At 59.0% G+C, this 13,291-nt stretch carries 8 protein-coding genes and 4 pseudogenes; 8 read left to right on the top strand and 4 right to left on the bottom strand.

Annotation, left to right across the window (positions count from 1 at the left end; translation table 11 throughout):
- Positions 1 to 1,695 precede the first annotated feature (1,695 nt).
- A pseudogene (locus AC0L3C_RS26865) lies at positions 1,696 to 1,933 on the top strand (IS256 family transposase); the annotation flags it as partial.
- Between the two features lie 62 nt (positions 1,934 to 1,995).
- Here AC0L3C_RS26865 and AC0L3C_RS26860 read toward each other — a convergent pair.
- Positions 1,996 to 2,203 (bottom strand): annotated as a pseudogene (locus AC0L3C_RS26860) (IS66 family transposase); the annotation flags it as partial.
- A gap of 378 nt (positions 2,204 to 2,581) precedes the next feature.
- Between AC0L3C_RS26860 and AC0L3C_RS26855 the strand changes: the two are divergent.
- Positions 2,582 to 3,958 (top strand): aspartate aminotransferase family protein, encoded by a 1,377-nt coding sequence (locus AC0L3C_RS26855; protein WP_317245345.1) that lies wholly within the window; start codon positions 2,582 to 2,584, stop codon positions 3,956 to 3,958.
- A 193-nt stretch (positions 3,959 to 4,151) separates the two neighbouring features.
- On the opposite strand, the pseudogene AC0L3C_RS26850 reads toward AC0L3C_RS26855, so the two are convergent.
- Positions 4,152 to 4,779, bottom strand: a pseudogene (locus AC0L3C_RS26850) (DDE-type integrase/transposase/recombinase); the annotation flags it as partial.
- Between the two features lie 179 nt (positions 4,780 to 4,958).
- On the opposite strand from AC0L3C_RS26850, the gene AC0L3C_RS26845 reads away from it, so the two are divergent.
- The 4 genes and pseudogenes from AC0L3C_RS26845 to AC0L3C_RS26830 all read left to right on the top strand — a co-directional run bounded on the left by AC0L3C_RS26845 (position 4,959) and on the right by AC0L3C_RS26830 (position 8,085).
- Complete coding sequence (locus tag AC0L3C_RS26845) at positions 4,959 to 5,720, top strand: hypothetical protein (protein WP_473409411.1); 762 nt, start codon at positions 4,959 to 4,961, stop codon at positions 5,718 to 5,720.
- Between the two features lie 219 nt (positions 5,721 to 5,939).
- Positions 5,940 to 6,599, top strand: coding sequence for a cysteine hydrolase family protein (locus AC0L3C_RS26840; RefSeq protein ID WP_438745937.1), 660 nt, complete (start codon positions 5,940 to 5,942; stop codon positions 6,597 to 6,599).
- A 223-nt stretch (positions 6,600 to 6,822) separates the two neighbouring features.
- A pseudogene (locus AC0L3C_RS26835) lies at positions 6,823 to 7,399 on the top strand (transposase family protein); the annotation flags it as partial.
- A gap of 464 nt (positions 7,400 to 7,863) precedes the next feature.
- Positions 7,864 to 8,085: a hypothetical protein gene (locus AC0L3C_RS26830; RefSeq protein ID WP_317245349.1), complete on the top strand. Its 222-nt coding sequence runs from the start codon at positions 7,864 to 7,866 to the stop codon at positions 8,083 to 8,085.
- 72 nt (positions 8,086 to 8,157) lie between these two features.
- Here the strand turns inward: AC0L3C_RS26830 and AC0L3C_RS26825 are convergent, their stop codons facing one another.
- On the bottom strand, positions 8,158 to 9,504 hold the full coding sequence (locus tag AC0L3C_RS26825; RefSeq protein WP_473409410.1) for an IS5 family transposase: 1,347 nt from the start codon (positions 9,502 to 9,504) through the stop codon (positions 8,158 to 8,160).
- Between the two features lie 657 nt (positions 9,505 to 10,161).
- Positions 10,162 to 10,617 (bottom strand): Lrp/AsnC family transcriptional regulator, encoded by a 456-nt coding sequence (locus AC0L3C_RS26820; protein WP_317245350.1) that lies wholly within the window; start codon positions 10,615 to 10,617, stop codon positions 10,162 to 10,164.
- A gap of 115 nt (positions 10,618 to 10,732) precedes the next feature.
- Between AC0L3C_RS26820 and alr the strand changes: the two genes are divergently transcribed.
- A complete protein-coding gene (gene alr / locus AC0L3C_RS26815) occupies positions 10,733 to 11,878 on the top strand; it encodes an alanine racemase (RefSeq protein WP_438746154.1) in 1,146 nt (381 codons plus the stop codon).
- 49 nt (positions 11,879 to 11,927) lie between these two features.
- Positions 11,928 to 13,178: a D-amino acid dehydrogenase gene (locus tag AC0L3C_RS26810; protein ID WP_473409409.1), complete on the top strand. Its 1,251-nt coding sequence runs from the start codon at positions 11,928 to 11,930 to the stop codon at positions 13,176 to 13,178.
- The last annotated feature ends 113 nt before the right edge of the window (positions 13,179 to 13,291 follow it).

Raw genomic sequence — 13,291 nt, 5'->3', positions numbered from 1 at the left:
GTCCATTCTTTTGTTCGGTCGCGCTGCGGGCCATTCTTCCGTCCCGGCGACCGATCTCGCAGCCGCCGCGGGCAGGCGGTGAAGGCTGATCGCACTTGCGGCCACCGCACGGGCTTGGCCTTGACCGGCCAGAGCACGACGGCACGCGGGCGTGGAACGGGACTGCATTCCAGGCGTGGCTCGACCTTGCCGTCAGCCGCGATTATGGTTCTCCGGCGTGAGCGACCTCATGGCGAAGCGTAACGCGTCCGCTGCAAGCGTCACCGGACTGCCTATTTTCTCCCGCCGGATTGAGGCGCCCGCGTGCCGGTTTTTGGCGTCTCTCGTAGCTTTGCTCCGCCTGGGCAGCAATCAACATGTCGCGGTCGCGCAGCGCCTTGATGTTGTAGGCATAGGCTGGGCCGGGACGGCTACCTTTTTGTTGTGGATTTCCGGCTCGAAGTTGCACCACGCAGGTCTTGTCGGCGACCAGCGCTGGGCGCGCCCATAGGTAATGAGCACAGTGGGCTTGCGAGCCACGGCGACCGCGGCGATCTGACGGCCCCGCCGGGCGCGGATGCACACGAAAAAAGCATGCAGAGAACCGGGCGCGTTGGCCGCCGCCTAGGCCGCCTCGACCAGCGTGGCGCGCGCATGACTACGCCCGATCTGCTGATACGGCCGTGGTGGGCCGCTCCCAGCCCGGACTACCGCACCCGCGGTTCAGCCCGCAATAGCTCACCAGCTTCTGCGGGCTGTTGGAGCGGCAGACGTCGCTGATCGCCGCCAGGATGCCGGCAGCGACCGCCAGATTCACCCGGTTATCGTGATCAATCTATTGACCGCGGAATCCTCGATTGCGTCCTGCGCGATCTGCCGGTCGAGTAGCATAGGCCTTCCGCCAGCCAGTCAACCGCTCGCGGACGTGCCGATCGATGGCCGCTCGCTCATCGTCCGGCAGCTGTTGAGCAGCCAACCACGCCCGGCCGCGAGCGTAGAAAGGATCGGCATGTGGGAACTTTGGGATCAGGTGTGCGTGCAGGATCGAACACACCTCGTTCTTGAGCCGCGTAATGCCGCACGTTCTGGTAGCGCCGCGCCACCAGCCTGCGCTTGCGTTCGGTCTCCGCGTCAGGTGTCCATATCTGCCGTAGGTATCTCGCCGCCTGCAGACTGGCGAGCGTGCCAGCATCGATCTTATCGGTCTTGACGTGAGCCTGGGCGATCGCCTTCAGCTGCAACGGATTGGATAATCAGCCGCGCCACAAACGGCGCCAGCACTCGCGAGACCGCAATGATGTTGCCGGTCGCATTCGCGCACTATCTCTTCACTGGCCAGCAGCAGGCGTCTTGCCAAATCCCTCAGCGCGGTCCGCGTCATATCAACTCGGCCGGCATGGCGGAGCCAGCCGTTCTCCCAAGATACCACCTCCTCGAAGGTTCGGTAGACATCAATCCAACTTACCCCTTTGCAATTGCACCTCCTGCCAGACGCGTGAGCGGCGGGCGACACGACAACTACGGATTCGCGCTCTCGGCCCAACCGGGCGAGCCGCAGAGGCGGACAGCTACTAACTCGAGCTCTCGGCTCATCGTGTGTATCGGCCTGCCCGCACATCGTGCTGCGGTGCCTCTGTCCCGATGGTCGCACGCACCATACGCCACGATGTCGAATACCGCAGCGGAACGATGCCACCGAGAACTGTCATACCGGTTACCAATCCCATTGAAAGCACCTTCGCTACCTGCGACACCGCACGATCTGATCGAAGGGCTGCCTGTCCAACAGGACGGCGCTCGTGATGGTCTTCAAACTGCCTGAAGCCGCGCAGAAAAGCTGGCGCCGTCTCGATGGCCACAACCAATTTCCAAAACTCGTTCTCGGGTGACATTCAACGACGGGATCGAGGTCATCGACAAACCGACTGACCGTCAGCTCATAACCGCCGCAGCCCGACCAGGGTCACCACAATTTTGCGACAGCTCGCGCGCTGGAACTGCTTGGCGGCAGAGCTGATGCGGGACGCCGCAGTCAGAGCCTGCGAGGACTGTATTCTTCCGGTTGAGCGTGATCGGGGCGGATTGAGCGCGCGACTGCGTTGCTATCGAGCTCGATGTGGCCAGCACCGATAAAGCGCGTCAGCCCCTCCCAGCGTGAGAGCGCGTAACGGATGGGCATCACCAGCTTGCCCTTTTGGCTGATCACCGCAAGCTTTGCGCGCAGCTACCGGTCGAAAGCTTTCCCGTGCCGACCCTTGGGCTGCTGGACGAGACGGCGCTCCGTACCTTGCCCAGCCCTTGGGAGAAGAAGTGAGCGTGTAGCCGAGCAGCCTGCCCGAGCACGTTCACGTTTGCTGCCGGGTCTCCGAGCTCGACGTGCTCTGAGCTGAGTACCGCGCCATCGTTGTGGCGCAACTACCAACCCTGGCTGGGATGGGCCTCTTTTCGCAACATCAGAGTTCGTTATTGTCGAACGTAACGCCCAACAAGAATCCGAACTTTCGGCGGCAGCAAGCAGCCCACCATAGAGCCACAGGTGGGGCACTTATCGCCATAGAATGTGCCTCGACGCCTTTTCATGCAAAGTAGCAGAGGAAACAGAATGTTCGACAGATCGAACGAACTCGGCGCCTGGGACCGCGATCACCTCTTCCACCCAGCTACGCAAGCTGGCGCCCATGCGCGAGGTGAAATCCAAACGCGCGTGATCACCGGGGGTAAAGGAGTCTACATCACAGATAAGTCTGGCAGAACCAGCCTTGACGCCTTTGCGGGTCTTTTTTGTGTGAATGTCGGATATGGCCGCCGGAAGATCGCGGAAGCGATTGCAAAGCAGGCGAACGAACTCGCCTATTACCACGCATTTGTCGACCACGGCACAGAAGCCCCGATCACACTATCCAAGATGATCATCGATCGCGCGCCGGCGGGCATGAGTCGCGTTTTTTTCGGTCTATCAGGCTCGGACGCGAACGAGACAAATATCAAACTGGCGTGGTACTACAATAATGTGCTTGGCCGGTCGGAGAAGAAGAAGATTATCTCCCGCTGGCGCGGCTATCACGGCTCAACGGTCATGACGGGCTCGCTGACAGGCCTTGAACTGTACCACAACGCATTTGATCTACCGCGCGCGCCGATTCTCCACACTGAAGCCCCGTACTATTTTCGTCGCGCTGATACGACTATGAACGAGGAGCAGTTCGCCCAGGCCTGTGTCGACAAGCTTGAGGACATGATTGTAGCCGAGGGTGCCAATACAATCGCGGCGTTCATCGGGGAGCCGATCCAAGGTGCTGGCGGCATAATTCCGCCGCCCACCGGCTACTGGTCGAAGGTGCAGTCCGTGTTGAAGAAATACGACATTCTACTCATCGCGGATGAAGTCGTCTCCGGATTCGGCCGCCTAGGGAGGATGTTTGGCTCCGATCACTACGATATCAGACCGGACCTGATCACAATTTCAAAAGGCCTGACCTCCGCGTACGCGCCCCTCTCCGGCGTCATCGTTTCGGACAAAGTTTGGCAAGTTGTCGTGAAAGGCTCCGACCAACTCGGTACTATCGGCCATGGCTGGACTTGTTCCGCTCATCCTATCTGCGCAGCGGCTGCCATTGCTAATCTCGAGCTAATCGATGAAATGGGCCTGATCGCGAATGCCCGCGATACTGGAGCCTATCTCCGGTCTGCATTGGCTGAGACGCTGGGCAATCATCGAAACGTCGGCGAGGTGCGCGGCGACGGGCTCATGGCGGCGGTGGAATTTGTCGAGGATAGGGATAACCGCATCTTCTTCGATCCGTCCAAAAAAGTGGGGGAGCAGGTCGCTGCCGCGCTGCTTGAGCGCGGCGTCATCGGCCGCGCCTTGCCGCAGGGCGACATTCTCGGGCTCGCGCCACCGTTGTGCTTAACAAGGCACGAAGCCGATATCATCGTCGAGAGCATGGTGGATGCAGTCAATGCTGTGTTTGTCAGTTGATCGAGAACCAGACAGCGGTCCTTTTTAAGAACTATCGAAACGCGCCTCACAGCCGTGCCCTTCTCCGTCGCTGGTACTGGAACGGAATATCACTTTCATAGCGGCCTGGTGCGAGGCGGCATTGGGGAAAGCAATTCGCGCTGCAAAAGGAGGGGAAGGGATCGCACCGACGATCTCGCGATTGCCAGGCGGGGGCGTCGTTGAGATCGGAGAACAGGGTCTCGTTGAGCATTTCGTCGCGCATCCGGCGGTTGAAACTCTCGGCTACCTCCTTGCACGGGGGGCATGCCGTTAGAGGTGAACTCGGTGCCACGGTCCGACTCGATCATTCCCGGCTTGCCGCGTTGCTGTGCAATTGCCCTCAGTTCGCGGGTCCACGCGCCGCCCTGGGATCGACGTCGCCGGAACGGCGCCCGGGCATTCCTTAGTGACGTCGTCGACAACGCTGAGGATGCGAATGCGCTGCCCCTCGGCGAACTGGTGTGAACAAAGTCCAGCACCAGCGTGCGTTGGGCTTGGCCTCCACCCAGGATCGGAGCGCGAGCCTCCCCGGCCCTGCGGCGAGCCCGCCGCATAGCCGGATCTGATTGATCCCCGACGGCGCGTCCTCCGGCCTCCCGTCCCAGCAGCATGAACAGCCGGCGGTAGCCAAAACGTAGCTGCTCGTTGGCGAGGTCACGCAGCCGGCCACGGAGAGCCACGTCCGAAGGACAGATGGAGCGATAGCGGATCATCTTCCGATCCGCGCCCACGATCGAGCACGCCCGCCGTTCCGACAGGCTATAGAGGGACTGCAGATGCGCGACCGCAGCGCGCTTCGCGCCTCTTTGCCGCCCTCCGTTTGCGGAAGAAACCCGCGACGTTCGCCCTTCAAGAATCTCGATCCGGACCTCGTTCTCGCCTTTCTCGATGAGCTCGAGGAGAGCCAATTCACCAATCGTCGCGCTGAGCCACCTATCGAAATAGGTAGTGTAGCGATCCTGAACAATGCTTTAGCAACATGCGACTGAAAGGTGCTCCGGTGTTAAACGCAACAGCGCGTAGCAATGCAACGAAGAATGCGGTTGACCTACTACACGTCGCTAGGGCCATTCGGCATTATGATGTTGCCGCGTCCCAAAGAGGCATAAAGCTTTCGCTGGGGGATGACTTTAGAGAATACGTCTCGATCACTCAATCGACTCCGACCAAGGGGCCTACATCTCCAGTTTTTCGGCCTGACCGCTCTCCAATTGAATCCGGGGAAGGATTTTGGGTCGTTGGTCGTGACAAGGGCAACGAAGTTGCGGTTTTGCAGGCAGTTCGGCTTTACGACCTTTCAAGCAGTAACCTTGCAGAACACCTTGAATCTCTTAAGGCGTTTTACGCGTCGCCAACCCAACATGCGCATCCTCACGACAAATGCGTATCTATTGCAGAAGGTGCAAAGAGAATGACCGGGAAAGTCGCCTACCACGGAGATGTGTGGGTGCGCAGAGACTACCGAGGGGCTGGTATGACAAGTATTTTAGCAGGACTCGCTTTTGGCGTGTCTTTTGCTATATGGGCTCCTGATTTCGTGTGTGCACTCGTGGCGCACTGGGCGATCTATAAGGGCGTGGTCTCACGATACGGATATACGCATCAAGAGAGAGGCGGCTCAGCACTACAGCTCGTGGAAGAGGGAATTGTCGACGACGATTGGCTGGTTTGGCTCACCGGCGACGAGCTGAGAAGCCGCATAGTCTCCGAAGAGAAAGCCGATCTGGGGTTAGGGTTGTAGTCAAGCCGCTGTTGGCTTGCCTCTGCTACGCGCGATGCAGTTGCTAAGGGACCGACGCGATTGCCGCTTGCGAGCATCAAATCTGCTCCATCACGCTCTCGGCGTCTGCTGGACCAACATACGACTTGTCGGGTGTTTCGATGGTTCTTTCCCGGCGTTGCCACAGCGTAATAGATAACCTTGATCTCTGCTATTTGACCACTGCGAGGATGAGAGAGTATGTCAAAAACACAATGCCCGGCCACGCGAGAGATTCCACTCGATCCGAGGAAGTCTGCGCTACTGTTCATCGACGTGCAAAACTTTTGCGTGCACCGTGATGGCGGTGAGTTCAAGAATGTGTCTGACACGGAGCTTGCAGCCAAGTATGGCTATTATTTCGATCGTCTGAGTACCATTGCGGTACCCAACATGCAGCGGTTGCAGGCGGCATTTCGTAGAACGGGCATAGAAGTGCTCTACACAACTATCGAAAATTTGACCAAAGATGGTCGAGATCGTGGGCTGAACTACAAGATCTTAGGCTTTCACGTGCCGAAGGGAGCATGGGACGGGAAAGTTATTGATCAGATCGCCCCCGGCGATGATGAAATCATACTGCCGAAAACGTCATCGAGTGCGTTCGTGTCCACTCAAATCGACTATTTGCTGCGCAATCTAGGGGTTAGGCAACTCGTGCTGGCGGGGGTCGTTACTGACGAGTGTGTCGAGTCTGCGGCGCGAGATGCCTGCGATCGCGGCTACCTCGTCACTCTCGTGCCAGATGCGTGTGCCACTTACAGCCAGCAGCGCCACGAGAACAGTTTGCGAGTCAGTGCAACTTATAGCCGCTTGGTCTCCACAGAAGCCCTAATTAAGGAGATCGGTGGCGCATTTTAGTCAGAGGCACCGACCAATAAGTGCCTTCGAGGAGGAATGCAGAGCGGTACCCCTCGCAAAGTAGTTGATGGGGACGCGGATCGCGTCTGGCGTGCATCGAGGCAGCTAAAAAGACGACCAAGCCGAGAATGATGTTAGAGCTGGCTCCGGAAATCTGGACAGGGCGATAAGTCGAGTTTCTGCCTGACGGCGGGCAGGATTGTCCCACGAATCAGGAGAGACGATGAGCAAACGAGCCCGCCGGCACGACGCACCGGCATTCAAGGCCGACGTGGTGTTAGCCGTGACGCTGGCCCAGCTGGCAGAGCATCGACGTGCACCCGAACCAGATCGCGCAGTGAAAGTCCCCAGCTTCAGGAAGCGGCGGCCGCGGTATTTGGCCCTGCAGGAGGCAACAGAACGACCGAGCCTGCCGTAGACGTGACAACGCGGCACGGCAAGATTGGGGAGCTGACGCTGGAGTACGATTTTTAGAAGGCGCGCGCAGCAAAGCTTGCTGAGCGCCAAGCGATGATCGCCGTGAGCACGACCTGCCAATCACGAAACAGGCGGAAGTTCTGAAGATCAGCCGTGGCAGTGTCGATTGTCTACCACGTCCGGTATCGCCCGCCGACCTCGCGATCATGCAACGTCGACCGGCTGCATTTGGATGTCCTTTCGCCGGTTCGCGAATGTTGCGAGACCTGCTGGCTGCCGAACGGTGCAAGATCGGCCGCCGGCATGCCACAACGCTGATGCGGCGGATGGGGATAGAGGCGCTCTACCTCCGGCCGCGGACCACTAGGCCCGAATCCGAGCACATGACTTGAGAAATAGGCGCTTCCCGGCGATCGATGAGAGTTAGAGAATTGATCTAACCGTCGCGATTGCTTTTCGTTCTCGCGCACACTTTTGGAGAGGAGGCACCGAACCGAGATCCACGAAGGCAAGTCACGCGCACAGGCGACTACTAGCGTTGATAGGTTCGTGGATTCGGACTCTCAGCTATTTAGGAGAGGCTGTTATGTTGGACCACGTGCAACGCGAATGCGTGCCGCCTCAGGTGCGACGAGGCGTTCGTTGCGCTCGTACTTTGACCCATACGCGACTTCACAGTTCGTCTCCGCGTATTTCTTCCCCATCAAACGGGGGGCGTGCAACACATCATCCAGGCGGGAGACTCCCAGCTTTCCTTCAGGTTCTTGAGCCCAAGAGCGGTGATCAACCAGCAACTCCGGAACATGCACCCCACCCGATCTGTTGCCAACATCAGGAGAGGTATGTGATGAGTGAATTCGTCGATCCCCTGTGTCGCTCTACCGCGTCTATCGTCTTTGTTGGTAGGAATCAGCAAGGTAACTGGGTCGTTCGAGAGAAGAACGGCGCGTTCGGCGGCCTGTTTGTGGACCGCGCCCAAGCCATCAAATTCGTGCTAAAGAGCGGGCATTCTGAGGCCGTCATCGAAATGTCGCCCGAACTCGAGTTCAATACTGCCGCCGAACCGTAAATCGCCTAATCGAGGGGGCGCGGAGGATCACTCCGACTGCGTGGAAGGATCGTGCGACTAAATTGTCGTCCGTTAAGAAGCCGAATTGAGCGGGAGCGGACAGGCAAGCGTATGCGATAGCTGGATCAGGAAGAGGCACAAGAGTTCTCTGAGCCAGGCGAGGATACGGCGGAAGTTGTGGCCGACTGCTGAGAGCACGACGTTGGCGGCGTCGCCGGCGCGGCCTTTGAGATAGCAGCGGCCAAGGTGACCTTCGGCCTTCAGATGTCCGATGATGGGCTCGATGGCGGAGCGGCGCCGGAGCTCGCGCTTGATGGCGCCGAACACGCCGCGCTTCTGGCCCGAAATGAAGACGCGACGGGGATTTTGCGTGTCGTGGCCGCGATATCCCTTGTCGACATAGGCCCGCTCGATCGGACAGCCAGTGAGCGCCTCGGTGCGGTCGATGACGTCCCGCAGGGTATGACCGTCGTAGGGATTATCGGGCAGCGACCTGGCGTGCAGTACGAACAGGCCACCGGGCGCCCGGCGGTTGTTGGTGACGATGGAGGCCTTCACGCCGAACTCGTAAGGCGCGGCGGCCTTGCCTTTGCCGATGCATTCCACCTCCGGGGCATGGAAGGAATAAAGCTTCCAGCCGCGCTGGCGCTGCTGCTGCGAGCGGATTTGCACGGCCCGGCCAAGCGGGAGGGCGAATGCCTCCTCCAGTGCCGGCTGGCCCTCGATCTTGCGGCGGATGTCGCGGATGATGCGGCCGAGCCGGCTGCGCAGAATGCGCAACTGCCGCTGATGCCGGCTGAACTGTTTGGCATGGGCGTAGCGGCCCGCCATCATCGCGGCGGCCTTGGCCACACGAGAATAGGATTGCCGCAGCCTGACGGCGTGCCTTCTCGCCAGGCGGTTGAGCCCCTTGATAGCCGCATGAAGCAGCTTGGCATCGGTCGGAAAGGTGATGGCCTTCGGCTGCACCGTGGTGTCGACGGTGACGCGCTTGAGGTCCTGGCCGCGTAACGCGCCGGCCTCGTGCGCCACCCGCAGGCTCTCCGCCAGCAGCAGCTCCAACTTGTCGCCGAGCCGCTTGCGCCAATGGCTCAGGTCCGAGCGCTCGTGCGGGAAGGCATGCTGAAAGAACTCTTGCCCGGTGAAGAACTGGAAATACGGGTCGTAAACCCAGCGCTCGCAAACGCCCTCATCGGACAGCCCGTAAGTGTGCTTGAGCAACAGCAGCCCGATCATGAACCGGGTCTCGATCCCGGGCCGGCCATTCTCGCTGTAGAGCGGCGCGACCTCGCCGTCGATCCAGTCCCAATCGATCTTGCCGGCGAGCTGAACCAGCTCGTGCTTCATGTTGATGATCTGGTCCAGCCGCGCCCGGAACAGATCGTTCGATCCCGTCGTCCTGTGCTTCTTCGGTCGCATCGGCCCCTCCGATGCACCACAGAATCATGGTCCGCAGCGAAAGGGAATCCACAAACGAAAATTGCAAGGTTTGGGGGCCTCAAGCCCCCAATCCCTGCAATCTCAAATGCCGCCGCAACCGGAAAACTGACTCCTGCTCAATCGCTTAGAGCCTTGTTCACGGACGACTAAATTTGCAGCAGCGAGAGCAAGTGCCAAACAGCAAAGCAGGCTGCGAGTGAAATTGGGTCACGAACTTCCCCAGAGTCAAAGCCAACAGATAAAGTCGGACCCGATTTTACTCCCGCGTCCTTTTAGGCATATGAGGGGACTCACACGAATCTGGCCCCGACAGAATACTTATATCCCACGTCTTACCTGCCTCTACGCAGGGGAAAAGAAGTACTGCATCTGCACGAGGCATTCGCCCGGGAATCCCGCGGAGTGCCAAAGGCATAGGACGATACCTCTGCCATTAGTCGATGCCGGCCTGTCGGAGGATCGTGCCCGGGTCGTACGGTTCATTGATCATATGCCGATCACGACGACTGATAAGATCATTCGGAAAAGTCTACCGCCAAATGGCCGAAGACGAAGCTCGAACGGAAAGCAACAGAGCGACCGTTTCTGGGCCATTGGGAGCTGCCAAGATTGCGGCCTTACCGCGCAAAGCACATGTCAGCGTCGGCCCTTTGGCCGGTTCGCAAGTACGTTTCTAATCGAAAAGCTGGAATGAATACGTGAGATGCCTGGAAGCGTCGAGAGGATCTCCTTGTGAATCCGCTCAAACTCGACAGCATTGGCCGCTTCCACCCGCAGGAAGTAATCCGCTCCCCCGGTCATGAGGTAGCACTCTTGTATCTCCGGATATTTGCGTACCGCAGCCTCAAATTTATTGAGATACTCTACTGTCTGCCGTTCCAACGTAATGTTGATCAGAACGGCAAGACCTTGCGAGTCGGCACCCGTCTCGACGAGTGCCGTGTACCCGCGGATGACGCCTGCCTTCTCGAGCAGCTTGATCCGTCTCAGACACGCCGAAGGAGAAAGCCCAACTTCCTCCGCCAGATTGACATTGCTCGCCCGGGCGTTCACGCGGAGCGCGCGCAAGATATTGCGATCTATGCTATCCATCGCGCTGTACGATTTATTCGAGAAGTTAGTAGATTGTTTGAATTTGTAGCATTCCTCGAATAATCAAGCAAGGAACGCCCGGCACTTGCTCGAATATTGCGCTAACCCTTTCCTCATGGAAAGCCAGGAGACATTGGGCCGGACTGCTTCGAGGGCGGTGTTGGACGGAAAAGCGCAGGGCCTTCCGGGCTACATGACCGTCGATTTGGCCGCATTGCGCCGCAATTTTCAGCTCATTGCATCGATCGCGAATCCAGCTCGCGTGGCGGGAGTGGTGAAAGCCGATGCCTACGGCCTGGGTGCCATCCAAGTGGCGAGGTCTTTGCTTGCAGCCGGCTGCAAGCACTTCTTCGTGGCACATGCGGCGGAAGCTATTGTGTTGCGACCTCATCTTCCGGGGGACGTGCAGCTCTTCGTGCTGAACGGTCTATTGCCCGGCGCAGAGGCTGCTTGCGCGTCTGCCGCTGTCATACCGGTGATCAACTCCTTAAGCCAGCTTCACGGATGGCGCGCTCAGGCCCGCATGGAGCGTAGGCGTCTTCCTGCCGTTCTGCAGTTCGACACTGGCATGTCACGGCTCGGATTGGCGCCCGCCGAGCGCGCTGCGGTGCGCATGGAAATAGCGCAATCGCCGGAGCTCGAGATTCTCTACGTCATGAGCCATCTCGCCTCCGCAGATGAGCCTACCAAAGCGCAAAACGCCGCGCAGCTCGCAGAGATGCAGATCGTGATAAAGGAATTCGGGCCGATACCGTCCTGCTTCGCCAACTCCGCTGGCGTGCTGATGGGAAAGGACTATCACGGCTCTCTCGTTCGCCCAGGGATCGCGCTCTATGGCGGTGCGCCGCAGGTAAACGCTGTAAATCCGATGGAGCCCGTCGTGAGCCTCTCTATCGCAGTTGCGCAGACCCGCACGGTTCCGGGTGGTGCCATGGTCGGCTATAGTGGAACGCACGTAACCCACGACTGCACCCGGCTTGCCACACTTTGCGCCGGCTATGCCGACGGGCTCCCACGCAGCTTGAGCGGTCGCGGAGCTGTCTACTTCGGCGGTCAACGTCTGCCCATCGTGGGGCGAGTCTCGATGGACAGCATGACCGTCGACATCTCCGATTTGCGGGATGGCGCGCTCGATTTCGGAAGCTTGGTCGAAGTGATCGGTCCTCATCAGACCCTCGAAATGCTGGCGACTGACGCCGGCACGATCTCCTACGAGATCCTCACCGGCCTCGGTCATCGCTTCCAAAGAAGCCATTGCTGAACTTGTCCCCAGTCAAACAGCATCATCTGGCAGAACATTGGAGCAGATAATGAAAGTCACCGTTTTAGGCGCGGGCGTTATCGGCGTCACAACCGCATTTCAACTTGGAAAGTTCGGGCACGAAGTGGTTGTTCTTGACAGACAGCCGGGTCCAGCGCTGGAAACGAGTTTCGCGAACGCGGGGGAGGTTTCCTTCGGCTACTGTTCGCCCTGGGCTGCCCCCGGAATCCCAACGAAGGCCATCAAGTGGATGCTCATGCGGCATGCACCATTAATCCTTCGGCCAAAGCTTGATGCGGCCATGCTCTCCTGGCTCCTCCGCATGTTGTCCAACTGCACGGCGAGCCGATATGCGCTCAACAAGGGAAGGATGCTGCGCCTAGCCGACTACAGTCGCATGGCGCTTGCCGAGGTGAGAGGGGAGGCCTCCCTGAACTATGACGAGCGCATGCAGGGAACCCTGCAGCTGTTCCGAACTCAGCAGCAGCTCGATGCATCAACTAAGGACGTGAAGGCTCTTGCGGCAGACGGCATCCCTTTCCAGGTACTGGATCGCGATGGTTGTGTTCGGGCTGAACCCGCGTTACGCTACGTTCGCGACCGCATAGTGGGAGGACTTCTGACTCCGAAAGACGAGACCGGCGACTGCTTCAAGTTCACCAATGCGCTGGAGCAAAGAGCCTCAGCATTGGGCGTTGACTTCCGTTACGGACATATCATCAATGGACTGGACATCGATGCCGGCCAGGTGCGTGGTGTGATCACCGATCGCGGGACTATTCGCTCGGACGCAGTAGTTGTCGCATTAGGGAGCTATTCACCTCTTCTCCTCAAGAAGATCGGAATCAATCTGCCAGTCTATCCTGTCAAAGGATACTCGCTGACAATTACAATCACCGACGTTTCCCGTGCCCCCGAATCGACGGTCATGGATGAGACATACAAGATTGCAATTACCCGTCTGGGAGATCGAATTCGTGTCGGCGGGATGGCTGAAATCTCGGGCTACACCAATGACCTCGTCGAAGCGCGTCGACGGACCCTGGAGTGTTCCGTGATGGATCTGTTCCCTGGCGGAGATCCCAAGAGCGCATCCTTCTGGTCAGGCCTTCGACCCATGACCCCAGACGGCACCCCAATCATCGGCGGGACCAGGATCAGAAATCTCTTCTTGAACACCGGGCATGGCACTCTCGGTTGGACGATGAGCTGCGGCTCCTCTCGGGTCATAGCGGACCTTGTCTCGGGAAGAAAACCCGACATCGAAGCTGAGGATCTCGGACTAGAGCGTTACGAATAGTTCTGCGCCAAAGGAGCGAGCCACGAGAAGGCGAGGAGAGCCGGCTCCGCAAATTTGAACAGGTCGGTGAGTGGAGTTTCTGCCTGACAGCGGGCACGCTGGTGCCTGCGAAT

The organism is Bradyrhizobium sp. WSM4872, from assembly GCF_055811715.1.
The sequence above is the reverse complement of the archived record's forward strand: the minus strand, read 5'-3'. Positions and strand labels throughout refer to the sequence as shown.

Coding starts and splice junctions, on each gene's coding strand:
- AC0L3C_RS26855 (WP_317245345.1), top strand. CDS start 2,582: ATGTTCGACAGATCGAACGAACTCGGCGCCTGGGACCGCGATCACCTC.
- AC0L3C_RS26845 (WP_473409411.1), top strand. CDS start 4,959: ATGCGACTGAAAGGTGCTCCGGTGTTAAACGCAACAGCGCGTAGCAAT.
- AC0L3C_RS26840 (WP_438745937.1), top strand. CDS start 5,940: ATGTCAAAAACACAATGCCCGGCCACGCGAGAGATTCCACTCGATCCG.
- AC0L3C_RS26830 (WP_317245349.1), top strand. CDS start 7,864: ATGAGTGAATTCGTCGATCCCCTGTGTCGCTCTACCGCGTCTATCGTC.
- AC0L3C_RS26825 (WP_473409410.1), bottom strand. CDS start 9,504: ATGCGACCGAAGAAGCACAGGACGACGGGATCGAACGATCTGTTCCGG.
- AC0L3C_RS26820 (WP_317245350.1), bottom strand. CDS start 10,617: ATGGATAGCATAGATCGCAATATCTTGCGCGCGCTCCGCGTGAACGCC.
- alr (WP_438746154.1), top strand. CDS start 10,733: ATGGAAAGCCAGGAGACATTGGGCCGGACTGCTTCGAGGGCGGTGTTG.
- AC0L3C_RS26810 (WP_473409409.1), top strand. CDS start 11,928: ATGAAAGTCACCGTTTTAGGCGCGGGCGTTATCGGCGTCACAACCGCA.